31 protein-coding genes are annotated in these 24,932 nt (G+C 69.2%); 13 read left to right on the plus strand and 18 right to left on the minus strand.

The features are described from left to right. The first annotated feature begins 69 nt into the window (after positions 1 to 69). From ABZX79_RS11350 to ABZX79_RS11390, 9 genes are read left to right on the plus strand one after another with little or no spacing between them, the layout of a single operon-like run. Complete coding sequence (locus ABZX79_RS11350; protein ID WP_355254617.1) at positions 70 to 510, plus strand: gas vesicle structural protein GvpA; 441 nt, start codon at positions 70 to 72, stop codon at positions 508 to 510. 3 nt (positions 511 to 513) lie between these two features. After that, positions 514 to 1,227, plus strand: a complete 714-nt coding sequence (locus tag ABZX79_RS11355) for a GvpL/GvpF family gas vesicle protein (RefSeq protein WP_355254619.1) — start codon at positions 514 to 516, stop codon at positions 1,225 to 1,227. Between the two features lie 26 nt (positions 1,228 to 1,253). After that, on the plus strand, positions 1,254 to 1,505 hold the full coding sequence (locus tag ABZX79_RS11360) for a gas vesicle protein GvpG (RefSeq protein WP_355254621.1): 252 nt from the start codon (positions 1,254 to 1,256) through the stop codon (positions 1,503 to 1,505). Continuing rightward, positions 1,502 to 2,005, plus strand: a complete 504-nt coding sequence (locus ABZX79_RS11365; protein ID WP_355254623.1) for a hypothetical protein — start codon at positions 1,502 to 1,504, stop codon at positions 2,003 to 2,005. Before ABZX79_RS11360 ends, ABZX79_RS11365 begins: the two co-directional genes overlap by 4 nt. After that, positions 2,002 to 3,120, plus strand: coding sequence for an SRPBCC family protein (locus ABZX79_RS11370; protein ID WP_355254625.1), 1,119 nt, complete (start codon positions 2,002 to 2,004; stop codon positions 3,118 to 3,120). The genes ABZX79_RS11365 and ABZX79_RS11370 overlap by 4 nt, the downstream gene beginning before the upstream one ends. 27 nt (positions 3,121 to 3,147) lie before the next feature. Then, positions 3,148 to 3,594 (plus strand): gas vesicle protein, encoded by a 447-nt coding sequence (locus ABZX79_RS11375; RefSeq protein ID WP_355254627.1) that lies wholly within the window; start codon positions 3,148 to 3,150, stop codon positions 3,592 to 3,594. Continuing rightward, positions 3,591 to 4,406, plus strand: coding sequence for a GvpL/GvpF family gas vesicle protein (locus ABZX79_RS11380; protein ID WP_355254629.1), 816 nt, complete (start codon positions 3,591 to 3,593; stop codon positions 4,404 to 4,406). The genes ABZX79_RS11375 and ABZX79_RS11380 overlap by 4 nt, the downstream gene beginning before the upstream one ends. 17 nt (positions 4,407 to 4,423) lie before the next feature. Next, positions 4,424 to 4,693 (plus strand): gas vesicle protein, encoded by a 270-nt coding sequence (locus tag ABZX79_RS11385; RefSeq protein WP_355254631.1) that lies wholly within the window; start codon positions 4,424 to 4,426, stop codon positions 4,691 to 4,693. Next, on the plus strand, positions 4,690 to 5,112 hold the full coding sequence (locus ABZX79_RS11390) for a gas vesicle protein K (RefSeq protein WP_355254633.1): 423 nt from the start codon (positions 4,690 to 4,692) through the stop codon (positions 5,110 to 5,112). Before ABZX79_RS11385 ends, ABZX79_RS11390 begins: the two co-directional genes overlap by 4 nt. Before the next feature lie 5 nt (positions 5,113 to 5,117). Here ABZX79_RS11390 and ABZX79_RS11395 read toward each other — a convergent pair whose 3' ends face one another. Beyond that, on the minus strand, positions 5,118 to 5,582 hold the full coding sequence (locus ABZX79_RS11395) for an ATP-binding protein (RefSeq protein ID WP_355254635.1): 465 nt from the start codon (positions 5,580 to 5,582) through the stop codon (positions 5,118 to 5,120). 148 nt (positions 5,583 to 5,730) lie between these two features. Here ABZX79_RS11395 and ABZX79_RS11400 point away from each other — a divergent pair, with 148 nt between their 5' ends. Beyond that, positions 5,731 to 6,354: a PASTA domain-containing protein gene (locus ABZX79_RS11400; RefSeq protein WP_355254637.1), complete on the plus strand. Its 624-nt coding sequence runs from the start codon at positions 5,731 to 5,733 to the stop codon at positions 6,352 to 6,354. Positions 6,355 to 6,383: 29 nt separating this feature from the next. Here the strand turns inward: ABZX79_RS11400 and ABZX79_RS11405 are convergent, their stop codons facing one another. The 15 genes from ABZX79_RS11405 to ABZX79_RS11475 form a co-directional block, all read right to left on the minus strand. Then, positions 6,384 to 7,067, minus strand: a complete 684-nt coding sequence (locus ABZX79_RS11405; RefSeq protein ID WP_355254639.1) for a hypothetical protein — start codon at positions 7,065 to 7,067, stop codon at positions 6,384 to 6,386. A 51-nt stretch (positions 7,068 to 7,118) separates the two neighbouring features. Beyond that, complete coding sequence (locus ABZX79_RS11410) at positions 7,119 to 7,634, minus strand: hypothetical protein (RefSeq protein WP_355254641.1); 516 nt, start codon at positions 7,632 to 7,634, stop codon at positions 7,119 to 7,121. Further along, positions 7,631 to 8,896, minus strand: coding sequence for an MlaD family protein (locus ABZX79_RS11415; RefSeq protein ID WP_355254643.1), 1,266 nt, complete (start codon positions 8,894 to 8,896; stop codon positions 7,631 to 7,633). The genes ABZX79_RS11410 and ABZX79_RS11415 overlap by 4 nt, the downstream gene beginning before the upstream one ends. Next, positions 8,893 to 10,233 carry an MCE family protein gene (locus ABZX79_RS11420; protein ID WP_355254645.1) on the minus strand — a complete coding sequence of 447 codons (1,341 nt, stop codon included), beginning with the start codon at positions 10,231 to 10,233 and terminating at the stop codon, positions 8,893 to 8,895. Before ABZX79_RS11420 ends, ABZX79_RS11415 begins: the two co-directional genes overlap by 4 nt. Then, positions 10,230 to 11,393, minus strand: a complete 1,164-nt coding sequence (locus ABZX79_RS11425) for an MCE family protein (protein WP_355254647.1) — start codon at positions 11,391 to 11,393, stop codon at positions 10,230 to 10,232. Before ABZX79_RS11425 ends, ABZX79_RS11420 begins: the two co-directional genes overlap by 4 nt. Continuing rightward, the gene (locus ABZX79_RS11430) at positions 11,390 to 12,373 is read right to left on the minus strand and encodes an MCE family protein (protein WP_355254649.1); all 984 of its coding nucleotides are present in this window, start codon (positions 12,371 to 12,373) and stop codon (positions 11,390 to 11,392) included. The genes ABZX79_RS11425 and ABZX79_RS11430 overlap by 4 nt, the downstream gene beginning before the upstream one ends. Then, complete coding sequence (locus ABZX79_RS11435) at positions 12,370 to 13,407, minus strand: MlaD family protein (protein WP_355254651.1); 1,038 nt, start codon at positions 13,405 to 13,407, stop codon at positions 12,370 to 12,372. Before ABZX79_RS11435 ends, ABZX79_RS11430 begins: the two co-directional genes overlap by 4 nt. Next, complete coding sequence (locus ABZX79_RS11440) at positions 13,404 to 14,660, minus strand: MCE family protein (protein WP_355254911.1); 1,257 nt, start codon at positions 14,658 to 14,660, stop codon at positions 13,404 to 13,406. Before ABZX79_RS11440 ends, ABZX79_RS11435 begins: the two co-directional genes overlap by 4 nt. Positions 14,661 to 14,689: 29 nt before the next feature. Next, positions 14,690 to 15,454: an ABC transporter permease gene (locus ABZX79_RS11445; protein WP_069930222.1), complete on the minus strand. Its 765-nt coding sequence runs from the start codon at positions 15,452 to 15,454 to the stop codon at positions 14,690 to 14,692. A 53-nt stretch (positions 15,455 to 15,507) separates the two neighbouring features. Then, the gene (locus ABZX79_RS11450) at positions 15,508 to 16,227 is read right to left on the minus strand and encodes an ABC transporter permease (RefSeq protein ID WP_251060027.1); all 720 of its coding nucleotides are present in this window, start codon (positions 16,225 to 16,227) and stop codon (positions 15,508 to 15,510) included. A gap of 47 nt (positions 16,228 to 16,274) precedes the next feature. Then, a complete protein-coding gene (locus ABZX79_RS11455) occupies positions 16,275 to 17,249 on the minus strand; it encodes an ABC transporter ATP-binding protein (protein WP_355254653.1) in 975 nt (324 codons plus the stop codon). A gap of 100 nt (positions 17,250 to 17,349) precedes the next feature. Then, positions 17,350 to 18,504: a sigma-70 family RNA polymerase sigma factor gene (locus ABZX79_RS11460; RefSeq protein ID WP_355254655.1), complete on the minus strand. Its 1,155-nt coding sequence runs from the start codon at positions 18,502 to 18,504 to the stop codon at positions 17,350 to 17,352. An 86-nt stretch (positions 18,505 to 18,590) separates the two neighbouring features. After that, entirely contained in the window at positions 18,591 to 19,760 is a 1,170-nt protein-coding gene (locus ABZX79_RS11465; protein ID WP_355254657.1) for a lytic transglycosylase domain-containing protein, read from the minus strand. 100 nt (positions 19,761 to 19,860) lie between these two features. Beyond that, complete coding sequence (locus ABZX79_RS11470; RefSeq protein WP_355254659.1) at positions 19,861 to 21,474, minus strand: amidohydrolase; 1,614 nt, start codon at positions 21,472 to 21,474, stop codon at positions 19,861 to 19,863. Positions 21,475 to 21,505: 31 nt separating this feature from the next. Further along, positions 21,506 to 22,141 carry a TetR family transcriptional regulator C-terminal domain-containing protein gene (locus ABZX79_RS11475; RefSeq protein WP_355254661.1) on the minus strand — a complete coding sequence of 212 codons (636 nt, stop codon included), beginning with the start codon at positions 22,139 to 22,141 and terminating at the stop codon, positions 21,506 to 21,508. Here ABZX79_RS11475 and ABZX79_RS11480 point away from each other — a divergent pair. Continuing rightward, the gene (locus ABZX79_RS11480) at positions 22,134 to 22,280 is read left to right on the plus strand and encodes a hypothetical protein (protein WP_355254663.1); all 147 of its coding nucleotides are present in this window, start codon (positions 22,134 to 22,136) and stop codon (positions 22,278 to 22,280) included. The two genes, ABZX79_RS11475 and ABZX79_RS11480, sit on opposite strands and share 8 nt — an antisense overlap. A 67-nt stretch (positions 22,281 to 22,347) precedes the next feature. Here the strand turns inward: ABZX79_RS11480 and ABZX79_RS11485 are convergent, their stop codons facing one another. Together ABZX79_RS11485 and ABZX79_RS11490 are read right to left on the minus strand one after the other, a co-directional pair. Then, positions 22,348 to 23,085 (minus strand): MerR family transcriptional regulator, encoded by a 738-nt coding sequence (locus tag ABZX79_RS11485; protein ID WP_355254665.1) that lies wholly within the window; start codon positions 23,083 to 23,085, stop codon positions 22,348 to 22,350. A 40-nt stretch (positions 23,086 to 23,125) separates the two neighbouring features. Next, a complete protein-coding gene (locus ABZX79_RS11490; protein WP_355254667.1) occupies positions 23,126 to 24,037 on the minus strand; it encodes an alpha/beta hydrolase in 912 nt (303 codons plus the stop codon). A 124-nt stretch (positions 24,038 to 24,161) separates the two neighbouring features. On the opposite strand from ABZX79_RS11490, the gene ABZX79_RS11495 reads away from it, so the two are divergent. After that, positions 24,162 to 24,722, plus strand: a complete 561-nt coding sequence (locus ABZX79_RS11495) for a quercetin 2,3-dioxygenase (RefSeq protein ID WP_355254669.1) — start codon at positions 24,162 to 24,164, stop codon at positions 24,720 to 24,722. A gap of 7 nt (positions 24,723 to 24,729) precedes the next feature. Next, complete coding sequence (locus ABZX79_RS11500) at positions 24,730 to 24,876, plus strand: DUF1427 family protein (RefSeq protein WP_355254671.1); 147 nt, start codon at positions 24,730 to 24,732, stop codon at positions 24,874 to 24,876. The last annotated feature ends 56 nt before the right edge of the window (positions 24,877 to 24,932 follow it).

A 24,932-nucleotide genomic window follows, 5' to 3' on the forward strand; every position in this document is an offset into this window, starting at 1 on the left:
CTGTGCCCATACAGGTGAACACAGCCGGAATGGGGCGCACCAGGGGTGTTGCCCACGAAGGGAGGCACCATGACCGTGGTGCCGCAAAGTGGCGGAGGCGGCGTAGCCCAGGGCGGTAGTGGCTCCGGATCGCTGTACGACGTCCTGGAATTGATCTTGGATCGCGGGCTCGTCATCGACGTCTTCGTCCGGGTTTCGCTGGTAGGCATCGAAATCCTGAAGATCGACGCCCGTGTCGTGGTGGCCAGCGTCGACACCTATCTGCGCTTCGCCGAGGCCTGCAACCGGCTCGATCTCGAGACCGGGCGCAAGGCGCCGAGCCAGCTGACCGACGTCGTCGGCCAGGTCACAGAAGGCGGAGCAAAGGGCAAGAGCAAGGGCGCTCTCACGGGTGCGGTGGAGGCATTCACAGACTCCCTCCAGCAAGGCCGTGAGGAAGAGCCTGAGCCGGCAGAGGAGCGGGAGAGGTCACGGCCCTCGCGCCGTCCTTCCCGGCACCGGGAAGAGTGAGCCATGGCGGTCTATGTCTACGCGATCACAGCTGCGGCCCATCCCCTGCGCCTGGAAGGCGTCAATGGTGTGGGCGAACCGCCGGAGAAGCTGCGCACCGTCAATGGCGGGTCGCTGGCCGCCGTGGTCAGCGATGCGCCGGACGGGCTGAAGGCCAAGCGGCGCGACGTACTGGCGCACCAGTCGGTACTGGAGCGCCTGATGGCCGACGGCAGCGTGCTGCCGCTGCGTTTCGGTGCGGTGGCGCCCGATGAGGAAGCAGTGCAGCAAGTCCTGGAGGAGAGAGCCGAGGCCTACCGGGAGCGGCTGTCGGCGCTGGACGGCTGTGTGGAGTTCCACCTGAAGGCGTCGTGTGCCGAGGAACCCCTGCTGCGGGAGATTCTGCTCCAGTCCGAAGAGGCGCGCCGGCTGAACGAGGAGATCCGCAGCGGCCGCGGTGGCCAGGATCTGCAGATCGCGCTCGGAGAGCTGGTCGCCGGGCAGGTCCAGCTGCGCCACGAGGCCTTCGCGGCGGAAACCGTGGAAGCGCTACGCCCGCTGGCGCGTGACATCCGCATGTCGGATCCGACAGGCGAGGACTTCGTCAGCGTCTCGTTCCTGGTGGAGCAGGCCCGGCAGAGCGACTTCGCCGCTGCGGAAAGAGACCTTGCCGAACGGCGCGGTGAGGACTTCGACTTCCGCCTCCACGGGCCGCTGCCGCCCTACAGCTTCGTCTAGATACCTGAAGCACTGGAGATGTCGCCATGGGTCTGGTCAGCCAAATTCTGACCCTCCCGCTGGCCCCCGTGCGGGGGGTCGGGTGGGTGGTGCAGCAGGTCGTGCGGGCCGCGGAGGAGCAGTTCTACGATCCCGGTCCCGTGATGCAGGAGCTCGCCGAGCTGGAACACGCACTGGAGGCCGGCGAGATCGACGAGGAGACGTTCGACCGGCGTGAGGACGAGCTGCTGGAGCGGCTCGATGAGATCCGCCGCTACAGGGAGGCCCAGGGAGCATGAACAAAGCAACCGCAGGTGCGGCGCTTTTGGGCAGTTACGCGCTGGGACGAACGAAGAATGCCAAGTTGGCCATGGCTGTCGCCGCCTGGGTGATCAAGAAGAACGTGGATACGAAGAAGATCACTTCCGCGATCACCGGCTCCCCGGCTCTGGAAGCCGTCAGCGAGCAGGTCCGCAAGGAGCTGCTCAGTGCCGGAAAGGAAGTCGCGACCGCGGTCGTCACCGCCCGCGCGGACAAACTGGCCGATTCGCTTCATGAGCGCACTGTCAGCCTCCAGGAGCAGACAGCCTCCGAACTGCCGGGGAAGCCGGGGAAGCCGCGGCAGGACGAGGAAGAGGAAGAGGAAGAGGACAGCCGGGAGGAGGAGGCAGAGGCTCAGGAGGAGGAGCGCCCCCCTAAAGCCGCGAAGCCGGCACGCAAGAAGAAGGCAGCGGACAAGTCCGCCGCGCCGCGCGGTGACCGGGCCGGCACTGCCAAGAAGAGGAGGCAGGAGGGATGACCGACAGCAAAAATCCGCTGGCCGGCGACGCGGGGACTCGGCTGATGGAAGAGCTCCAGCAGTACCTGCAAGCCCGCGCGGAGCGGACCGTGACAACCATGGGCCGGCGCCTGGGCGAGGCCACCAAGCAACTCGCCGAACCCGACAGCTCGGTGAGCGACACCCTGGGCACTCTGGCCAAGGGCGGCAAAGCACTTGGCCAGGGCAAGTCACCGGCCCGGGCGGCCGGGGCCATGGGCCTGTCCACGTTGACCAGCGGCCTCAAGGAGAAGGTCTCCGGTCTGTTCGGCAAGGGCGGCAAGGGCGGCAAGGGTGAAACCAGGGCGAAAAGCGTCGTCATCATCGAGGACATCGACATAGGTGTGCCAGTGGAGCAGGCCTACAACCAGTGGACCGAGCTCCAGAAATTCAGTCGTTTCGCCAAGGGCGTGGTCAACGTCGATCAGTCCGACCAGACCACTTACAACTGGCAGGTGAAGGTGGCCAAGGCCGGCCGCAGCTGGAAGGCGAAGGTCACTGAACAGGTACCGGACGAGCGCATCGCGTGGACTTCCGAGGGCGCCAAAGGCACAACAAAGGGAGTGGTCACCTTCCACCGGCTCGGTGACAACCTGACCAAGGTTCTCCTGGTGGTGGAGTACTTCCCCAAGGGGCTGGTCGAGAAGACGGGCAACCTCGTCCGCGCCCAGGGCCGCCGCGTTCGGCTCGATCTGAAGCTGTTCCGCAAGTTCGTCACCATGCAGGAAAAGACCGCTGAGGGCTGGCGCGGTGAGATCCGCGACGGCGAGGTGGTACGCGAGCGCGAGGACGAGGACGAGGAGGGTCGCGGAGAAGGAGAAGCAGAAGCAGAAGCCGACGAGCAGGACGAAGCCGGCGACGGGGAAGAGGAAGACCAGGACGGAAGCTGGGACGAGAGCGAGCGCTGGGAGGAGGACGAGGAGCCCGAGGGCGAGCCTGCGAGGGCACGGAGGGCGCCCGAGGAGGCAGCCGACGAAGAGGACGAAATCGAGGAGGAGGAAGAGGAGGACGAAGAGCCCTACGAACAGGACGCGGAACCGGAGGGAGAGCCGTACGAAGAGGAACGCCCGCGCCGCCGCGCCGCGAGTCGACGCTGACCGACCCTGAATCGAGGTCGAACGGCCGTGACCGAAAACAGCCTCGGCCCATTCCCGTCGCGAGCTTCCCCCGCCCAGGGGCAGGGCTCCTCGGCCAACCTGGCCGACATCCTGGAACGGGTGCTGAACAAGGGCATCGTCATCGCGGGTGACATCCAGATCAACCTCCTCGACATCGAACTGCTCACCATCAAGCTGCGCCTCCTGGTGGTCTCGGTCGACAAGGCCAAGGAAATGGGCATCGACTGGTGGGAGCACGACCCGGCGCTGTCCTCCCGCGCCCGAGGCACCAATGAGCTGGCCGAGGAAAACCGGCTGCTGAGGGAGGAGATAGCCGCCATGCGTGACGCCCAGGCCCTGCCGCCGGCCGAGGACCGTGCGCAGGCGCAGGCGCAGGAGCGTCCGCGGCGCACGGCGAGCACGGCCAAGCCCCCCCGGACCGGTAACCGGCCCGTTCCGAGGACCGACCGATGACTGCGACGGTCAGCTACCTGTACGGCGTGGCAGCCGCGCGCACCGGGCTGTCCGACGCGGTAGCGGCCCTGCGGGGTGTCGCCGACGCTCCGGTGCGGCTGGTGGCGGACGAAGACGACGACCTGGCAGCGGTTGTCAGCAGCGTCCCCGCAAGCGACTTCGAGGAGGCGCCGCTGGCGGCCCACCTCGAGGACATTGACTGGCTGGAGGCGGTCGCCCGGGCGCACCACCGGGTGGTCGACGCGGTGGCGGCCCGTACGACCGTTCTGCCGCTGCGGCTGGCGACCATTTACCGCGACGACGACCGTGTCCTGTCCATGATGGGAGCCGACCGTCTGGCGTTCGAACATCGCCTGGCCCAGCTGGCCGGCCGGGTGGAGTGGGGCGTCAAGATCTACTTCGATCCGCCCTCGGTCCCTTCGGTCTCCACGGCCGCCCCCGCTGCCGAACTGAGTCCCGGCCGCGCCTACCTACGAGCCCGCCATCAGGAGCGGCACACCCGCCAGGACGCCTACCGGGCGGCCGAGCAGGCCGCGCAAGGCGTCGAGGCCGCTGCCCGTACTCATGCCGTCGCCCACACACGCCACCGCCTGCAACAAGGCCCCCTCACCCACGGCGCGGGCGAAAACATCGTCAATGACGCCTACCTTGTGCCCGAGGACCGTGCCGACGACTTCCGGCACGCCGTCCAGCGCGCCGCCGAGGAAAGCGACACGGTCCGCGTCGAGATCACCGGACCGTGGGCGCCGTACTCCTTCGCCGCGCCCCGCCAGGATGAACACGGTGAAAAGAGCCAGGAGGTGATCACCTAGTGACGGCCGGTTCCTCGATGTCCAGTCATGCGGAGTCCGGCTCGCCGGACCGCCGGGCTCTGCCCGACCGCCAGGTCGCGCTCATCGATCTGCTGGACCGCCTGCTCTCCGAGGGCGTTGTCATCACAGGTGACGTCACCTTGTCCATCGCCGACATCGACCTGGTCCGCATTTCCTTGCGGGCCCTCATCGCCTCCATCAACGCCGAGACCCCGTCCCCCTGGGACCGTGGCGGACCCGTCCCCCTCCCGCCGCCCGGCCCGCGCGGCAGCCTCCCCTCCCCATGACGCCCGACGCACCGGACCCGGACCCCCGCAGCCGCTACGACGAAGTGGCCGACGCGGCCGTCCGCGCCTTCCGCCTGTTCCCCGCCGCCCCGCAGGACCTCTCGCCGCCGGGTCGCGACCGGCCAACTCGCCCCGGCGCCAGAATCAACGCCGATCCCGACACTGTGGAACGAGACCTGATCAAGCTGGTGCTCACCCTCGTCGAACTCCTCCGCCAGCTCATGGAACGCCAGGCCCTGCATCGGGTGGACGTCGGCGACCTCACCGAGGAGCAGGAGGAGCGCCTGGGCGCGACCCTCATGGTCCTGCACGACCGCATGAACGATCTCTGCGCCCGCTACGGCCTGACCATGCAGGACCTCAACCTCGACCTCGGGCCCCTCGGCACGCTGCTCCCACCTTCAGAGCCCACCGACTGAGATGCTCAGGGCTGCCGGTCGCCCAGGAGTTCCCGCGCTTCGAATCCGCCGTGCCCGTCGAACCGCACCTCCATCACGGCGTCGAACCCGTCACAGAGCGCGGGCTTGCGCAGCCTCTTGAGCGTGGCGAAGATTCCGACGTCCGGGACACGGTCCCGTCCCTCCCGCGCGGCATTGCGTCGCAGGGAGCCCTCGACGTCCGGGGGAAACCAGTACGCCGTCACGGTCGCCTCGTGGGCGTGAGCCACAGCTACCAACGGTCCCCACTCGTCCGGCGACGGGTTGGTGTTGTCGAGCGCCACTGATCTTCCGGCGGTCAGTGACTCTTCCACCAGGCGCATCTGCCGCTGCTGCTTGTTGCGGGCGCCGCGGGGGAACAGGTCCTTGCTGACCAGCGTGTGACTCCCAGAGAGGTACTGCCCGTAGAAGGTGGATTTCCCGGCCGCCTGCAGCCCGACGAGCACGGCCACGTCAAGCCCTCTTTCCGCCTGCATCCGCGAGACACACCTCCTCGTAAGAAACGTACTTCTTTGTGTCACGGAACAGCCATACCGGCACCACGCACCCGACACCGAAGGCACGATGCTCCCCTCATCAGCAGGAATCCCAGGGGGGATCATGCACACCCGCACCGCCGCCCTCGCCCTCGCCGCCGCAGCGCTGCTCACACTGACCGCCTGCCAGGACACCACCCCGGCGTCGCCGGACAGCCCCACCAGGAGCGGAGCTCCTGCCCCCGCCAAGCCGGGGAACGACGACGACACGAAGCCCGCCACACTGCCCGACATGGTCGGCAAGGGCCTCCAGTCCGCCCAGGACCAGGCGCAGGCAGCAGGGTTCTATGCCCTCACCTCCCACGACTCCCTCGGGCGCGCACGAAACCAGGTCCTCGACCGGCAGTGGAAGGTCTGCACCCAGACCCCCAGGGCCGGCGAGCACCCGGCCGACACCGAAGTCGACTTCGGAACCGTGAAGCTCACGGAGGACTGCCCCGCCGCAGACCAGGGAGAGCCGAAGGAAGCCGGCGCTGCGATGCCAGACTTCGCGGGTAAGTCGGTCAAGGCCGCGCGGCAGGCCCTCGACAGTGCGACCAGCCTCACCGTGACCGACCTCTCCGGTGCGGAGCGGATGGTCCTTGTGGAGTCGAACTGGAAGGTCTGCGGGCAGGATCCGAAGGCGGGCGTCAAGCTCGACGGGCAGCCGGTCACCCTTACCGCGGTGAAGTTCGAAGAGAGCTGTTGATGCCAGGGCTCGGCGTCTCCCTCTGCCGGCTACAGCGCGTCCACCGCTGAGACCTTCCAGGCCTGCGGGGTGCGTACGAGCGTCATCCGCACCCGGTTGAGGTCGAGGCGGGGGCCCGAGACCTGGGTGCTGGTGGTGAGCTGGTTCATGAAGATCAGGACCACGGCCTTGTCCGGGGAGGCCGACACCACCGAGGCCGCCGGGGTGTCGCCGCCCGGGGGCTTCGCGACCGTGGCCTTGACCACGCCCCGGTACTTCTTGGCAGTGGGCGCGACCACGGCCTGGGTGGTCTTGCCGTACTGGTCGAGGAACGGGGCGGTGAGGTGGCCGCGGGCCGCGGCGAAGTCGCGGTCCAGGTGGCGGTAGTCGTACGACAGGATCACCGGGGCCGCTTCGCGCGCCGCCGCGAGCGCGCCCACGCGCGCCTCGGCCGTGCGTTCGGCCTCTCGGTACCGCAGGCCGAGCGTGGCGGTGGCGACCAGACCCACGAGGGTGAGGACGGCGAGCACCGCGCTGAGAAGGCCGGGGCGGCTGCGGTTGCGGCTGGGGGTCGGCTCGGCGGGCGGTGTGTCCGCCGGGTCCGGGGCCGGGGCGGGCTCGGTGGGGCGCCGCGTCCTCTCGGAGCGTTTGGCCGCGGCCCGGGCGGCGGCGGCCACGGAGCGCTGCCGGGGGGCGCCGGTGCCGCCGCGGCCTCGGAGGGTCGGGTTCGCCACGGTGTTTCTCCTCACGGGGGTGGTGCGAAGTGCCAGGGGAGGGGGGGTGCGTCAGCCGACGAATTCGACGTTGGACGTCAGCCACCGTCCGTCCTCGAGGACGAGGTCGAGCTGAAGGCGGTAGTTGCGGGACGTGCCCTGGGGAGCCGCCACGTTGGTGACCTTGCTGTCGGCCACCACCAGGACCCGGGCGGAGTGTTCGTCCGCGTCGGCGATGCCCGCGTCGAGGATCTGTCCCTCGGACACCGACTTGTTGCCGGCGACGATTTTCGTCAGCTTCTCGGTCTGCGCCGAGAACTGTTTCTCGAAGTCCCCGGTCGCGCCCTTCAGTACGTTCTTGCTGTCCCGGTCGTAGTGCCGGTAGTCGAGCGAGGTGAAGTTGAGCGCCGACTGCCGGGCGGCGACCAGGATGTCCTGGTGCCGCCGCTCCGTCGTGTGGCGCTCGTACACCTGGATGCCCAGCCAGCCGGAAGCGGCCGCGAACACGGCGGCCACGACGGCCAGTACCGCCACCGCGCGCCGGTGGCGCAACGGCCGTACCGCACGGGTCAGGAGTACGCGGATCATGCCATGGGTCCCACCAGCAGCCATTGCCAGGAGTCCTTTCCGAAGAGGCTCTGTGCTCCGCCCGTCGAGCCGATCTGTACGGGCTTTCCGTCCGGGCCGCTCGCGGCGCCCGTCTCGGGGTCGTAAGCGGTTACGTGCGATGCCCGGCCCGAAGTCCCGCCCGCGCCCGGGGCGTTCTGGGCTCCCCGGACCGAGGTGTCGCCGCCGCGCGGGGCCGTGCAACGGGCACCGGTGTTGGCCGCGCGTTCCGTGGTGTCGGCGGGGTCGCGGCGCTGGGTGTCGTAGCCCTGGCGGCAGGGCGGCGGGTCGTCGGCGTTGGTGACCATGCCGAAGTGGGTGGTGCCGTCTCCGGGGAGCACCGTGTAGCTGCCCGAGACCACCACGGGGAAGGTGACCAGCGCCTGTTCCACACCCGGCAGGCGGGCGACGGTGACCTGGCCGCCGCTGATCAGGTTGCCCAGCAGAACCGGAAGGTGCGTCCGGTTGTCCTTCAGGAGCGCGTCCACTTGGCGGGAGGCCGAGGTGCCGTTGTCCATCAGGGCGCGGATGTCACCGTCGCTCGTCTTCAACTGGGCGCTCAGCGCCGCCAGATCGCGGGAGAAGGACTTGATGGCGGAGCCCTGGTCGGCCTGTGTCTTCAGGACCTTCCGGGAGTCCTCGATCAGCGCGATCGTCTGGGGGAGCGAGTCCGATGCCGTCTCGACCAGGGCGTTGCCCGAGTCCACCAGCCGGCTCAGGTGCGGGCCGGTGCCGGCGAAGGCTTTGCCCAGCTCGTCGACCGTGACGCGCAGGTCTTTCTTGTCCACCGAGTTGACCAGCCGGTCCAGGCTGAGGATCAACTCAGTGGTGGGTACGGGCACCCGCGTGTTCCGGCGCGGGATGGTGCTGCCGTCCCGCAGCCCGGGGCCGTCACCGGAGCGCGGTTGCAGGTCGACGTACTGCTCGCCGACGGCCGAACGGTTCGCCACCACGGCGAGGCTGTCCGCCGGGATGCTCGGGGAGTCCTCCAGATCCAGCGCCACCGATACGCCGCCCGCACCGGTCAGGCGGAGATCGCCGACGCGGCCCACGGGGACCCCGCGGTAGGTGACCTCGGCGCCGGAGTAGATGCCTCCGGAATCGGCGAACTCGGCCCGTACGGTGTAGCCGCGGCCCAGGACGCGGTCGACCAGTCCCGTGTACTCGACGCCGACGTACGACACCCCGAGGGCGGTGACGATCGCGAAGGCGAGCAGCTGGAGCCTGACCATGCGGGTGATCACGGCATCATCCCCTTCATCAGCAGTTCCGCGAGGGACACGTCGACACCGCGCGGATAGCCGCTCCCGGCGCCCGCGGAGGGCGTCGAGTACGCGGCGTGGGTGCCGGTGCACAGCGGCAGGCACCCCAGGTCGCCGTCCCCCGCCCCCGGCGGATCCGAAGGAGGCGAAGGATCCGAGGGGACGGGAGGTACCGGCGGCGCCGAAGGCGAGTCAGGCAGGCCCGGTGTGTCCGGCAGCCCGGGGGTTTCGGGGAGTTGAGGGGTATCGGGAAGGGCGGGGACCCCGGGGATGTCCGGCGTGGGCGCGCCGGGAAGCTCGGGCTTGCCCGGCTTCTTCGGGTCGTCGGCGAGATTGCCGTAGATGCTCGCCAGGTCGAGATCGGCGGTCACCTTGAGGTTGACGTAGTCACCCTTGATCGCGTCCACCACATTGCGGGGGAACGGATACGTCGTCATCAGCTCCAGCGCGTTGGGCAGATCGGCGCCCGCCTTGTTCAGCTGGTTGAGAATCGGCTGGAGATGGCGGAGATTGGCGATGACGTCGGCCCGTGACGCCTTGATCACCCGGGTGCCCGTCTTGCCGAGCTTCGACAGCGAAGTGAGCATCCTGGTCAGTTTCGTCCGCTGGTCGGCCAGCACCTTCAGCGCGGGCGGCATGGTGGTGAGGGCCCTGTCGATCGTCTTCTTCTCCTTGGCCAGGGTCTTCGACAGCTTGTCGATGCCCTCCAGCGCGCGGACGATCTCCTTCTTCTGCTTGTCGAGGCCGCCGATAAAGGTGTCCAGCTCCGTGAGCAGGGACTTGACGCGGTCCTCGCGGCCGTCCAGGGCTTTGTTCAGCTCCACCGTGATCGTTTTGAGCTGAGCGACCCCGCCGCCGTTGAGCAGAGCCGACAGGGCCGACAGCACCTCCTCGATCTCGGGATTGCGTCCGCTGCGGGAGAGCGGGATCTTCGCGCCGTCGGTCAGCCTGCCCACCGGCTCGGTGTCCGTCGGCGCCGAGAGGGCCACGTACTTCTCACCGAGCATGCTGGTCTGCCGCAGCCCGGCGATCGCGTTGCCGGGCAGCTTGACCGAATCGGAGATGCGCAGCCGCACCAGGGCGTGCCAGCCGTGCAGTTCCACTTTCTCGACGGCGCCGACGGTGACGTTGTTGACCTTCACCGTGGACTGCGGGACGAGATCGAGGACGTCCTGGAATTCCACCGTGACCTGGTAGCTGTTGCCGTCCGCGGCGGCGCCGCCGGGCAGCGGGACGTCGTACAGCCCGTCGAATTCGCAGCCGGTGAGCAGTAGGGAACCGGCGGCCGCCCACAGGGCTGCCTTCCGTGGAGCTGTCATGAACGGGCCTCCAGGATTCCGCCGAGCGTCTTGTCCGTCGAGCCCGTCGAGCCCGTCGGCACCGCTCCGGTGACCGCGTCGGCCTCCGGCAGCTCGGGCAGGGAGTCGAACAGCTTCTTCAGGTCCCGGCAGTCGGCCGTCTTGCCGGCCGTCTCCCCGGTCGTCTTCAGCAAGGAGCAGAGAAGCGAGGCCGGGTCCTGGTGGAGCTGTTCGGCGTTGTTACGCGTGTCGAGCGTGCCGGATTCGGGGTTGTAGGCGTTCTGGAGGTTGGACAGACCGGCGGGCGCCACCTCCAGGACCTCCTCCAGGGCCGCGCGCTGCGTGACCAGCACGCTGGTCACCTTGCTCAGACCCTTCACATTCGCGGTCAGCGCCTTCTCGTTCTTCTTCACGAAGTCCGACACATCGGCGAGCGCGGCCGCCAGGTGCTTGATGGCGGCGGCGAGGTCCTTGCGCTCACCGGCCAGCTGATCGGCGACCTTGGCCAGGCTGTTGTTGAACGACCGGACGCTCGCATCGTCGGTCGCCAGCACGGCGGTGAACTCCTGAAGGTTCTCCACCGTCCCGAAGAGGTCCTGCCGGCCGTCGGACAGCGTGGTGACGGCCTGCGAGAGGTCCTCGACCGTCCGGTGCAGCTTCCCGCCCTGCCCCTGGAGGTTGTCCGCACTGACGGCCAGGAGCCGGGACAGCGAACCGTCCTTGTTGGCGCCCCGGGGACCGAGCGCCTCCCCTGTCGTACGCAGGCTGTCGAAGACGCGGTCGAGCTCGACCGGCACGGCCGTGCGGTGCTCGGGGATCACGCCGGCGTTCTTCATGGCCGGGCCGGAGCGGTAGACGGGGAGCAGCTGGAGGTAACGGTCACTGACCACCGACGAGTTGATGATCGCGGCCTTGGCGTCCGCCGGGACCTTGTACTCATCGGCGTACTCCAGCTCGACGCGCACCCGGTCACCCTGCGGCGTGATCTTCTTGACCTCGCCGATCCGGATGCCGAGCACCCGCACGTCGGACCCCGGGTAGATGCCGACCGTACGCGGGAAGTACGCCGTCACCCGGACCACCGGCGACTTGGACAGGTGGACGAAGGTGAGGACGGCGCAGACCACGAGGACTGTGGCGAGCGCGATGCGGCGTACGGCTTTGATGCGGTCGGTCGTCATCGTGACCCTCCCGTCCGTGGTTCCACCGGTGTCGGGGCGACCAGGTTCTGGATGTAGCTGTCGAACCAGCGGCCGTTGCCGAGGGTGTTGGTGAAGACCCGGGTGAAGGGCGCCAGCAGCTTGACGCTGCGGTCGAGGCTGGCTTGGTTGCGTTCCAGCATCTTCACCACGGTGTTCAGGCGGCTGAGCGCGGGCCCGATCGCCTCTCGGTTGTCCTTGACCAGGCCGGACAGCTGAATGCTCAGCGCGACGGAGCTCTTCAGCAGCGCGTGGATGACCTGCCGCCGCGCGTTGATCTCCTCAAAGAGCTTGTCGCCGTCCTTGACCAGCTTGCTGAACTCACCCTTGCGCTTGGCGAGCACACCGGTGACGCCGTTGGCATGGCGGAGGAGTTCGCGCAGCGACTCGTCACGGGAGGACACGGTCCGCGAGATCTTCGACAGCCCCGCGATGGAGGCTTTGACTTCCTCGGGAGCGTCCTCGAAGGTGGCGGAGAGGGTGTCGAGGGCTGTAGCCAGCCGCTCTTTGTCGATTTTCTCCGTGGTGGTGGTGAGGTCGCTGAAGGCCTCCACCACGTCGTACGCCGGAACGGTCCGGCTCAGCGGGATCTCGCTGCCCGGCTCCAGCAGTCCGGAGCCTTTCGGCTCCAGCGCGAGGTACTTCGCGCCGAGGATCGTCTTGACGCGGATGGACGCACCGGTCCGCGTCCCGAACTCCGGGTCTCCCTTCACCCGGAAGGTCACCTTGACGTGCCCGTCGTCCAGCCCGACGTCATCGACCTTGCCGACCTTGACGCCGGCGATCCGTACCTCGTCGCCGGGCTTGAGCCCGCCGGCCTCGGAGAACGCGGCGCTGTACTTCTCACCGCTGCCGATCAGCGGCAGATCCTGGACGTTGAACGCGGCGGCGATCAGCAGCGCGATCGTGGTGAGGCCGACGGTGCCGATCACCACGGGATTGCGTTCACGGAAGGGAATCAACGGCCGCACCTCGCTCGCGCGACATGGAGTTCCGGAGTGATGACTTCGGCGGTCTTCGGCAGCACGATCCGGCCGTCGAAGTCGCAGAGATAGAAGTTGAACCAGGATCCGTACGAAGCTGTGCCGGTCAGCTTGTTGAGCTTGTTCGGCAGCCTCTTCAGGACGCCCTCCACGGTCTTCTCGTGGTCGTTCAGCGTCCCGGTGAGCTCGCCGAGCTCAGCGATGTCGCTCTTCAGCGGCGGGCGGGCGTCCTTGAGCAGCCCCGAAGTCGCCTCCGCGAGGCCGTTGATGCCGGCCAGCGATTCCCCGATGGGCTTCCGGTCGGCCGACAGCCCTGAAATGAGCCGCTGCAGTTGGGAGATCAGGTCGGAGAAGCGGGTGCTGCGCTTGTCCACCGTCTTCAGCACGGTGTTGAGGTTGTCGATCACCGACCCGATCAGCTTGTCCCGCTCGGCGAGCGTCGTCGTGAGCGAGGCGGTGTGCGCGAGCAGACTGCGGACCGTACCGCCCTCGCCCTGAAGGGTCTTGACGATCTCGGTGGCGAGCTGGTTGACATCCTTGGGGCTCAGCGCGGCGAACAGCGGCTTGAACCCGTTCAGCAGTGCGTTGAGATCAAGCGCCGGCTCGGTGCGGGCCAGCGGGATCCGCCCACCGGGCCGCAGCGGCGTCGCATCGCCCGTGCCTTCCATCAGCGCGACGTACCGCTGTCCGATCAGACTCCGGTAGCGGATGGCGGCGCGCGTGCTCGTGAGCAGCGGCCGGTCGCGGGAGACGGTGAAGGTGACCTCGGCCAGCGTCCGGTCCTTGATGTCGATACTTTCGACCTCGCCGACGCGCACCCCCGCGACCCGGATGTCGTCGCCCTCCTCCAGGCTCGTGACATCGCTGAATACGGCGGAGTACGTCTCCTTGGGGGTGAAGGAGAGGTTGACGATGGTCGCCGCGAGCACGGCGGTCGCCGCCACCGTCACCACCGCGAAGATACCGAGCTTGATCAGCTGGGGAGCTGTCGTCCTGGCGTTCGTACGGCTCATGCGACACTCACCGCCGTTCCCCGTGCCATCGGACCGAAGAGCAGCGTCGTGACCGCCGGCACCTCGTCGGCGGGCACGCCCATGGCCGGGGCCACGAGCGAGGCGACGGCGTTCTGTTCGGCCGGCGTCCCGGAGACGGAGGGCACAGCACCGCGCGGGCTGTGCGACGCCGACGTACCGTCGTTGAGCTTGGTCGGAGGTGCGGGAACGTGAGGGTGGGGAAGACCTCTGCAATTGGGGCCGGAGCGGTCGGCATAGCGCGGTTCCTCGCCGGGTCGGTAGGAGGGACGTTGGGGAACAAATTCGAGGGTGATGCGCATCTTCCCGCCCTTGAACGCCTCTTCGGACGCCGCTTCCTGCCGCACCAGCCCGGCCAGCAGGCACGGGTACTCCGGTGAGTAGCGGGCGAACAGTGCCAGCGTGGGACGGGAGACGCGGCCCAGGGTGATGAGCCGCTCCGCGTTCTCGTCGAGTACGCCTTCGGTGGTGTCCGCGGCGGTGGCGGTCGAGGTGAGGACCGACGCCAGCTGGTCCTCCTTCTCGACCAGGGTCCGGCTGGTGGTGAGGGTGTTGCGCAGGACCCGCAGCAGGTCGGGGGCGGCTTCGCCGTACACCTCGGCCACATCGGCGAACCGGGAGATGTCCTTCTGGAGGGACGGCATGTGCGGGTTGAGCCGGCGCAGGTACTTCTCCAGACGTACGAGGTTGTCGCCGATCTTGTCGCCGCGCCCTTCGAGGGCCGTGGAGAAGGCGGACAGGGTGGCGTTCAGCTTTTCGGGCTGCACGGTGCGCAGCAGCGGCAGCAGGTCGTTCATCAGCTGCTGGAGCTCGATGCCGACCTTGGTGCGGTCCTGGGTGATGACGTCACCGGCCCGGATGTGCCGCGTGGAGGTGTGGGGTGAGGCCACCAGGTCGACGTACTTCTCACCGAACAGTGTCTTCGGCAGCAGCCGGGCGTGTACGTCGGCCGGGATGAGGCGGACGTGTTCCGGCTTCAGCGCGATGCCGAGGGTCGCCTTCTCGCCGTCGGCCCGCACCTCGCGGACCTCACCGACCAGCAGGCCGCGCAGCTTGACGTCGGCGCGCGGCTCCAGTTGGTTGCCGAGGGTGTCCGCCTCCAGAGTGATCCGCACGACCGAGGTGAAGACCTGCTGGTAGACGGCGACCGTCAGCGACAGCAGCAGGGCGATGACCGCGATGAACACGATGCCGTACAGGCGGAGTTGGGTGGGCCGGGCGAGAGTCACCGGCATCTTCGGTATTCGTATGCGCATCGGCCCGCCTACCCCGCTATCCGTACGGTCGTGTTGGCGCCCCAGATGGCCAGGCTGAGGAAGAAGTCGAGGATGTTGATGGCCACGATCGACGTCCGTACGCCGCGCCCGACCGCCACCCCGACGCCGGCCGGGCCGCCGCTCGCGTAATAGCCGTAGTAGCAGTGCACCAGGATGATCACGACGGCGAAGACGATCACTTTGCCGAAGGACCAGAGCACGTCGACCGGTGGCAGGTACTGCTGGAAGTAGTGGTCGTACGTTCCGGTGGATTGCCCGTAATAGCCGGTGGTGATGGTGCGGGCGGCGAAGTAGGAGGACAGCAGCCCGACGACGTACAGCGGGATCACCGCCACGAAGCCCGCGATCATCCGGGTGGTCACCAGGAACGGCAGCGACGGTACGCCCATCACCTCCAGCGCGTCGGTCTCCTCGCTGATGCGCATGGCGCCGAGCTGGGCGGTGAAGCCCGCGCCGACCGTCGCCGACAGAGCGAGCCCTGCGACGAGCGGGGCGATTTCGCGGGTGTTGAAGTACGCGGAGAGGAACGCCACGAAGTTGGACGTACCGAGCTGGTTGAGCGCGGCGTACCCCTGAAGGCCGACCTCGGTGCCGGTGAAGAAGGACAGGAACGCGATGACGCCGACCGTGCCGCCGACGACCGCCAGCGCGCCGCGACCGAAACTCACCTCGGCCAGCAGGCGCAGCACTTCCTTCTTGTAGCGGCGCAGGGTGCGGCCGGTCCAGGCGAGGGATCGCCCGTAGAAGACCATCTGCGTGCCCAGCTCCTCCAGGGAGCGCAGCGGGCGGTCGAGAAGTCGCACAACTAACCTCTCTGCGGGACGATTTGGAAGTACACGGCGGTCATCACGAAGTTCGTCACGAACAGCAACATGAAGGTGATGACCACGGACTGGTTCACGGCGTCGCCGACGCCCTTGGGTCCGCCCTTGGCGTTCAGGCCCTTGTACGAGGCGACGATCGCGGCGATGGCGCCGAAGACCAGCGCCTTGAGTTCGCCCGCCCACAGGTCGGACAGCTGGGCGAGGGTGGTGAAGGAGGCCAGATAGGCGCCGGGGGTGCCGTTCTGCATGATCACGTTGAAGAAGTAGCCACCGGCGACCCCGACGACGGAGACCAGGCCGTTGAGGAGGACCGCCACGAGCATCGTGGCCAGTACGCGCGGCACGACCAGGCGGTGGATCGGGTCGATGCCGAGCACCTGCATGGCGTCGATCTCCTCCCGGATCTTGCGTGCCCCGAGGTCCGCGCAGATCGCGGTGCCGCCGGCCCCGGCGATGAGCAGCGCCGTAACGATGGGGGACGCCTCGCGCAGTACGGCGAGCACGGAGGCGGCGCCGGAGAACGACTGGGCGCCGAGCTGCCGGGTCAGGCTGCCGATCTGGAGGGCGATGACGGCGCCGAAGGGGATGGAGACGAGGGCGGTGGGGAGGATGGTGACGCTGGCGATGAACCAGGCCTGCTGAATGAATTCTCTGAGCTGGAAGGGGCGCCGGGGGAGGGTCCTGAGGACGTCCAGGGCCATGGCGAAGAGGCTGCCGGAGTGTTTCAGCGCTCCCGTGGGGGACAGACTCACGCGTCCGTCACCTCCTTCTTCTCCTTCGTCTCCTTCTTCGGTTGGTGGAGCGCCGTCTCGCGTTCGGCGATCGCCTCCCAGCGGGGCGGGCGGGTGACTCCGGGGCTGGGCAGCAGGCGCGGGGTCATGACCGTTGCGGACGTATCCTCCGCGCTCTGCCCTGCGCCGTTGCCGAGCTCGGCCAGCTCCTGCTCGACCTGGGCGGCGTCCTTCTCCTCCGCCATGCCGATCGGCCCCTGCATACGGCCGTTGAGGAACTGCCGTACGACCGGTTCGTCGCTGGTCAGCAGCTCCTCGCGAGGCCCGAACATCACCAGTTCGCGCCGGAAGAGCAGCCCTATGTTGTCCGGGACCAGGCGGGCCGAGGCGATGTCGTGGGTGACGATCAGGAAGGTCGCGTCGATCTGTGCGTTCAAATCGACGATCAGCTGGTTGAGATAGGCCACCCGCACCGGGTCGAGCCCCGAGTCCGGCTCGTCGAACAGGATGATCTCCGGGTCGAGCACCAGCGCCCGCGCCAGTCCCGCCCGTTTGCGCATCCCGCCGGATATCTCGCCGGGCAGCTTGTCCTCGGCGCCGATCAGACCGACCATGTCCATCTTTTCGAGGACGATCCGTCTGACCTCGCTCTCCGGCTTGCGGGTGTGCTCGCGCAGCGGGAAGGCGATGTTGTCGTACAGGCTCATCGACCCGAACAGGGCGCCGTCCTGGAACAGCACACCGAAGAGCTTGCGCACCTCGTAGAGGTCGCGCTCGCGGAGCTTGGTGATGTCCTGCCCGGCGATCGTGATCGAGCCGCGCTCCGGCTTGAGCAGGCCCACGAGCGTCTTGAGGAACACCGACTTTCCCGTACCCGAGGGGCCGAGCATGACGGACACCTCACCGGCGGGCAGCGTCAGTGAGACGTCCTGCCAGATGACCTGGTTGCCGAAGGATTTGGTCAACCCTTCCACACAGATCTCGACACCCATCCGGTTCACCCTTCAGCGGGGAGCAGCTCTGACATCTGCTCTACGGGGAAGGGCGGCGGATCCGTCGCGAAGAAGTCGAGAAATTTTTACGAGGCGGAAATCAGGGGCGTACGCCGGTGTGCGGGGCCTCGTCCAGCACGTCGGTCGGTACGTCCGCAGGTACGTCGGCGGGTGTGTCGGTGGGTGTGTCGGTGGGTGCCTCGGCGGGAACGGCCCCGACGGCGTCCGGTACGGCGGTGGCGTCGGGGAGCGGTGGTGCTGAGGGCAGTGGCGGTGCGGCCGGGATGCGTGGTGTCTCCGGGGTGGCCGGCAGCGGTGGCGAGACGTCCGGCAGAGCCACCTCCGGCACCGGAACCTCAGGCATCGGAACCTCCGGCAACGGCGTCGGGAGCCCCGTGGGGGAGACCTCACCGCTCCGCGCCGCGGCGCCTGCGGCGTCGGGGCGAACGGACGAGGCCGGAGAGGCGGGGGAGGCCGGTGAGACGGACCGGGCAGCCGGGTTTTCGGAGTAACCCGCCGTGTCCACGTCCTCCGTCGCCTCCGATGTGCCGGACCGCACAGGCCCCGGCGGAGTCGGCTCGTACGCGAAGGGCACGATCAGTCCCACTACGGCCAACGTCGCCGCGGCCGACGCTGCGGCCAGAGCCTGGGCATGCCCGCCCGCCTGACTCGCCTGACCCGCCTGATCCCGGCCGCGCCCGATCAGCCACAGGCCGAGTGCCAGCGTGCCGGCCAGGGAGTTGCGGAGCGTGCGCCGGGCCCTGGCCAGCAGTGACTCGACCGCCTCGTAACTGAGATCCATCTCGCGGGCGATCTGCCCGATGTCCCGGTCCTCCGACTTCAGCCGGAGTGCCTCCGCCTGGCGGGCGGGCAGTTCCTTGCTCTGGTACGCCACCCACCTGGCCTCCGCCCGGTCGCACACCGCCTCCTCGACCGGGACAGGGCCGGGGGCGGTGAGCGTGCGGGTGCCGGACACCTGGGCCTCGCGGTGGACCTGCCGGTACCGGTCGACGCACAGGCGCATGGTCACCGTGGTCAGCCATGCGCCCATCCGTGCGTCGTCGAGATGCGTGTGCTGCGCGCCGCGCAGCATCGCCTCCTGTACGGCGTCCTCGGCGTCCTCCGCGCTCATGGACCTGCGGCGCGCCACCTTGAGCAGTTGCTCGCGATGGGCCCACATGTGCTGCCACCGCAGGTGGGCCGCTTCCTCGCCCGGTCGCGACGCCAGGTATGAAGGATCCATATCCGTCGCCATGAAGCCCCTCCTCGCGCGTACTCCTGATCGCCCGGAGGTTACCGCCCGGTATTCGGAGTTGTGGAGGGGTGAGGCGGGAGTGAGTCCTAACCGTTGCCGGTCAGCGTCCCGCCGTCCGCGTCCGGAAGGACGCCTTCACCGTCTCCCGGCAGCCCGATGCCGGTGCCGGGAGGGGTGGGCAGCGGTGCCCTGGGCTTCACCTCGTCCGTCGCCCGCTCCGACGGCGAGGGCTTCGGAGCGGGCTTCGGCGTGGGCTTCGCGGAGGGCTCGGGCGAGGACGAGGGCGGCTCGGACGCCGGCCGCGAGGGTGTGGCGCCGGTACGCGGGCCGGGACCGCCCGGCTTGCTCCGCGCGGTGCCGGGCGAGCCCGGCTTCGTACCAGAACCGGAACCGGAACCCGAACCGGCGGCGGAACCGGAACCCGCATCGCTGCCGTCCGGCACCACCTGGTGCCCGTCCCTGAAGTAGCCGTACCAGGACAAGACGACACGAAGGTATTCCCGCGAACGGTTGTAGGACAGGATCGCCCGGTCGAGGTCCTGGGCCCGGGAGAGGTCGCGCCCGCCCGCGCACAGGTAGCGGCCCGCCGCGAGTGCCGCGTCGTAGACGTTGTGGGGGTCCGCGCTGCCGTCGCCGTTGCCGTCGGCGCCCCACCTGGCCCAGGTCGACGGGATGAACTGCATGGGCCCGACGGCATGGTCGTAGGACGTGTCACGGTCGTACGCGCCGCCGTCGGTGTCCCGGATCTGGGCGAACCCCTGGCCGTTCAGCTGCGGACCGATGATGGGCGCGTACGTCGTACCGTCCGCGTCCACCCGCCCGCCCCGCGCCTGACCGGACTCCACCTGACCGATCGCGGCGAGCAGCTGCCAGCGCAGATCGCACCCCGGGGCACTTCGCGCGAGCGCCGCCTCCGCCTTCCGGTACGCGGCGAGGACCGTGCCCGGCAGCGCCGCGCGGCCGACCGCGACGACGGGGCCGCCCGAGGACGGCTGTGCGGACGGGCCCGCCATGTAGCGCACCCCCAAGGGGGGAAGTTCCCGATAGTAGTGCGTATCGCCTGAAATCTCCTGGTCCGGTGATGTGTTGGCCCCCTCGGGCGCGGAGGCCCCCGCCGCGAGCCCCGGTGCCTGCGAGCCCGTCAGCGCCGCCATGGCCGCCGCCGCGACCGCCGTCCCCGTAACACCTCTGCGTATCCGCCCCGACACCCGTCCTGCCAACTGCCCGGCCCACTGTCCAGCCAACTGTCCAGCCATACGTCAGACCCCTCCCCATCCCGCTGCCGCGCCGAAGGGGCGCGGACACTGTCACCTGTCTCTACGGGGGGAGGCGTCCGGTCCGTCGCGCCAAGTCGCGTCACAGACCCGCGGCGCGGTGGGTGGGGCGGCCGTCGAGGACCGTGAGCAGCACCGGGAGCTGCGGCAGGTCGGTGGACGGCGTGGTCAGAGGGTTGTCGGCGAAGACGGTCAGATCGGCGCGGTGGCCCACGGCGAGGAGCCCGGCGTGCCGCTCCTCGCCCGCGGCGTACGCGGAGTTGACGGTCATGCCCTGGAGCGCCTCCAGTGGCGTCAGCGCCTGTTCGGGGCCGTGCGGAGGCTGTGTCACATCACGGCTGGGGCGACGATGACGTGCGCCGGCCATGACGGCCAGCGGGGGATAGGGAGCGATGGGCCAGTCGGAGCCGAGGACGACGGTGGCGCCGGAGTCCCACAGGTCGCGGCAGCGCCAGGCGCGCTCCTCGCCGATGCGGCGCGACCAGTTGTCGGAGTGATCGGCACGCGTGAAATCGCAGCAGTGGGTGGGCTGCATGGACGCGACGACGCCGAGCTCGGCGAAGCGGCGCAGGGTGTCGTCCGGCACGGTCTCGATGTGCTCGACCCGGTGCCGTACCCCGCCGTCCCCGGTCGCCAGGGCCTTTTCGACGGTGTCGAGGACATGCCGTACGGCCGCGTCACCGATGGCGTGGGTGGCGGTGGGCACTTGGGCCCGGTGGAGTTCGCCGATGATGTGGGTGTACGCCTCGGGGTCGGGCCAGAAGGCGTGCGTGGACTCGCCGTGACAGTCCGGGTGCTCCAGCCAGGCGGTGCCGTTGTCGATGGTGCCGTCCATGAACAGCTTGACGCCCTCCGTTCGCCACAGCGTGCCGCCGCTGCCCTGCTGCTCGATGAGCGCGCGCAGCGTGTCGGCGTCGGCGCCGGGCTGGCACCAGGGCGCGACCCGCAGCCGCACTGGCAGCTCTCCGGCCGCGTCGAGCTCGGCGTAGAGCGCGAGGCTGTCGCCGTTGGCGTCCATGGCGTGACCCCCGGTGAGCCCGGCGGCGGCCATGCCGCGCAGGGCGGCGGCGAGCCGGTCGCGGCGCTCCGTGTGCGTGGGCTGCGGGGCGGCGCGCTCGACGAGTTCGCAGGCGGCGTCCTCCAGGAGCAGCCCGGTGGGCCGGCCCGCGTCGTCGCAGACGACCTCGGCCGCCTGGGTGAACGTCCGCGGCCCGTCGACGCCGGCGAGTTCGAGCGCGCGCGGGCTGGCCAGCATGGAGTGGGCGTCGAAGAACTGGAGGAGAGCCGGTACGCCGTCGAGCACCGGGGCGAGGGCGGCGGCCTCGACGGGCCGGTCGCCGAAGGCGTTCGGGTCCAGGCCCCAGCCGTGCAGCCACGCGCCGGGCACGAGGGTACGAACCGCGCGGGCCAGCGTCTCGCGCACCGCGTGCAGGTCGGCGCAGCCCGACAGGTCCAGTCCTTGGGTGAGTTCGGCGCCCGAGACGGGGTGGACGTGCCCGTCGACCAGGCCTGGGGTCACCACGGCCCCCTTGAGGTCGATCACCGTCGTCGAGGAGTCCGCGAGCGCGCGTATCGGGCGGTCGGCGCCCAGCGCGGAGATCCGCCCTGCGGAGACGGCCAGTGCGGTCTCCGGAAGGAACTCGCCCGTGACCGGGTCGAGCAGGCGGGCGGAGAGCAGGACGAGACGCGTGCGCACGGAGACTCCTCGAAAAGCCGGTGAAGGACGGTCAGTTGGGGGTGTTGGACGAGGCGGCGGCCGGGTTCTCGCCGGACTCGGCGGAGGTGTCGACGGGGCGGGTGAGAGTGCCGCTCGTCAGGCCGAGTTCCCGCTCCGCCGTGGTGACGGCCATGCGCGTCACCGCCTCGGGGCGATTGCTGGCGTCGGTGTTCGCGTGGGCGCCGAGGCCGTCGAGTACGACGAGGATCTGGATGGTCGTCACCTGGGGATCGTCCGTACGGAATTCCGCCTGCTCGACGCCGTGGCGGATGAGGTCCGTCAACCGCCCGCGCCAGGCGGCCTCCTGCTCTGCGACCCGGTCGCGCAGCACGGGCCGGTAGCGGCTGAGGTGGCGCGCGTTGATCCACAGGCGGCTGATGTCGTCGTACGCCGGTCCCGTCGCGTGTGTGAAGAACCGCGCCAGGTGCTCCGTGGGGGTCCCGTCGGGTCTGTCGGCCGGCAGGAGGATGTCGAGCTCGGCGCTCGCGGCCGTGCCGAACGCCTCCGCCACGAGGTCCTCCGCGGCGGGGAAGTAGTGGCTGATGAGGCCCGGCCGTACGCCGAGATCTTCGCCGATCCGCCGCAGAGTGACGCACTCCAGCCCCTCGGTCAGCGCGACGGCTGCGGCCGCCCTCTGCGTGAACACGCTGTACACGGGTCCGCTCGCCCACGCGCTGGGCGGTGTGGACCTCGCCCTGCCCGTCGGCATCGTCACCGCGTCCGCCGTCTACGCGATCCTGATGCGCGGCTCCCGCGACAGCCTCGGCACGGCGGCGCGCGCATGAGCCGACCGGGCCGCGCCGGGTGACGGCGATCTGCACCACTGGCGGGCGGACGGTTCTGCTGTGCCCGTCAGCTGTCGTGCCCGGCAGGTCGGTGCTGTTCGGCGCGGTGGGCGAGCGCGTCGAGGATGCGTTGCCATGCCGGTGATGTTTCGGAGATCCGGGAAGAGACCAGCTTCACGTACCCGCCCCGGTCGCTGAGTCGTTCGTGTTTGATCTTCCACGCGTCCAGGTCGTCGATGAGCCGGTCCAGGCGTGGATCGTGCGGCTCCCAGTCGACTGATTGATCACAGGCGAGATACAGGCGCGTCGTCTCGGGGTCGTCGAAGCTGGCGTTCTTGTCCCGTATCCGCTGCGGCATGACGTGCGGTTCCAGTGCCTGCATCAGGATCCACGCGTCGCGCTCGAGTCGTACCCTCCGTTCGCTGACTCCGAGACTGCGCATCCGGTTCAGGATGGCGATCACCTCGGGGGGCAGGAAAAGCCTTTCGCCGCCGGCCAGTTCGGCGATCCTGCGGCGGTATTCGGTGAGCTGGTCGATCTTGCGCCGCAACTCGGCGTCGATGTCGGTGATCGCCGCGGCGAATTCGGTCGGCTGTGCATGCAGCAGCGCGTCGATACGGGCCAGTGGCACCCCCGCATCGGCGAGGGTCCTGATCCGGATGAGATCCACCGCCGCTTGCGCGCCGTAGCGGCGGTAGCCGGAGGCATCGCGCTCGGGCTCGGGCAACAGGCCGACGTGGTGGTAGTGGCGAACGGTGCGCACGGTCACGCCGGCGGTTGCCGCGAGCTGGCTGATCGTGAGCACCGTCCTCCTCGGGTCTTCGCGCAACGTGGTCGTGCCGAGTCTAGGGGCGAGCTCGGTCGACGACGTCGCGGATCGCCTGGACCACGGCATCGGGCCGGTCGAAGCAGAGCCGGTGGTGGCTGGTGTCGGAGATGACGCGTTGTTCCCCGTGCGAGACCGCGCTCACCAGGGCCGCGTCCATTCTCCTCTTGCCGTCATTCATCTCTCGCAACGTCCGTTCCGACGTCAGCGCCTGCACGGCGGGGTCGGTGCCCACCACGGAGAGAGCGACCACCGGGACGTCGGGAATGCTCGGCCCGGACCGCAGTTCGGTGGCGACTTCGGCCAACTTGGTGCGCTCGGCGATACCGGAGCGGGTCCATTCGTCACTCGCTTTGGCATCGATCAGCGCCTGCCGCATGTGCTCCGGGTAGTCCGCGAGCAACTCGGCCCTCATCTCGCGCAGGGCCGGGCGCATTTGTTCCAGCTGCTCACGATCAGGTGCCATCTGCTCGATCGCGGCCAGACCCGCCGCGGGAGGCATGAAGTCGTCCCAGTCGCGGTGGAAGGCGTCCAACCAGACCAGCCCGGCCACGTCCTGCGGGTACAGCTGCGCGAACCGATGCGCGTAGAAGCCGCCGAGGGAGTGCGGCACCAGAACGTACGGGGCGGGGATGTTCTGGGCGCGCAGCAGCTCGCGCAGTTCCGTGGCGACCGCGGCGGCGGTGCGCGGCAGTGTGAGGGGATCGCTGTAGCCCGTGCCGCCACGGTCGTACACGACGGCGGTGGTGAACTGTGAAACCCCTTGCTGGACACCGAAATAGTCCAGGCCGACCGCGCTGGCGCCCGGCAGAAACACGACGGCCGGTCCGCCGCCGCCCGACCGATGCACGAAAACGCGGCGGCCGTCGATCTCCTGGAACCCTCCGATCGGCGGGGCGAGCCGAGCCGAGGAAGTGCTGTTGTTCGTCATGTGACAAGGCTCCAACCCTGACGCAGGGGCAGGGTCAATTCCGCGAAGTCGTGCTTGCCCCGCACTTAATGTCAGGTAACCTGACGGAGGAGGGGCTTTCCAGCCGGCCGTATCAGGAGGAACGATGACTTTCGAGTACGCGACCCAGTACCGCCGGGCCTCGCAGATTCCCGCGGAGCCGGGCACGCCCTACTTCATCGAGAAGGGCATGGGCGACCGCGCGCACCTGTTCGGCGACCTGATCACCATCTACGCCGGGGGCGAGCAGACGGAGAACGCCTTCAACTTCTTCACCTGCGAAGGGCCCAAGGGCGACCTCATCCCGGCCCATCTGCACCCCGACACCTACGAGGTCTTCTACGTCACCGCCGGAGCGGTCCGGGTGTTCGTCGAGGATGTGCAGGGGCAGCAGTACGAGAAGCTCCTGGGCACCGGCGACTTCGGGTTCGTACCGAAGAACTGCCCCCACGCGTACCGCATCGAGCGGCACCACAGCCAGATCGTCGGCGTCGCGGCCGGCCCGGGTGGCACCTTCGAGCGCTTCTTCGAGAACCTCGGCATGCCGACCGACGCGATGGGCCTGCCGCAGCAGCCGGTCGTACCCGAGCCGCACAAGTTCGCCACTGTTCCCCAGCGGTACGACGTGCGCTTCCTGCCCGAACACCAGTGGCGCACCGGGAGCTGAGCGCGCGATGGCCTATCTCAAGGCGCTGCTCGCCGGAGTCCTGGTCGGCGTCCTGTACGCACTCATCCGCGTGAAGGCGCCCGCCCCACCGGTGATCGCTCTGCTCGGCCTGCTCGGCATGTTCCTCGGGCAGGCCGCCCTCACAGTCCTGTGAACCCCGTACCGCCCAGGAGGCGACCGCCCATACAGGCAACCGCCCACCGCGCCCTC

It is taken from the genome of Streptomyces sp. NPDC002994, from assembly GCF_040611155.1.
GTDB lineage: Bacteria > Actinomycetota > Actinomycetes > Streptomycetales > Streptomycetaceae > Streptomyces.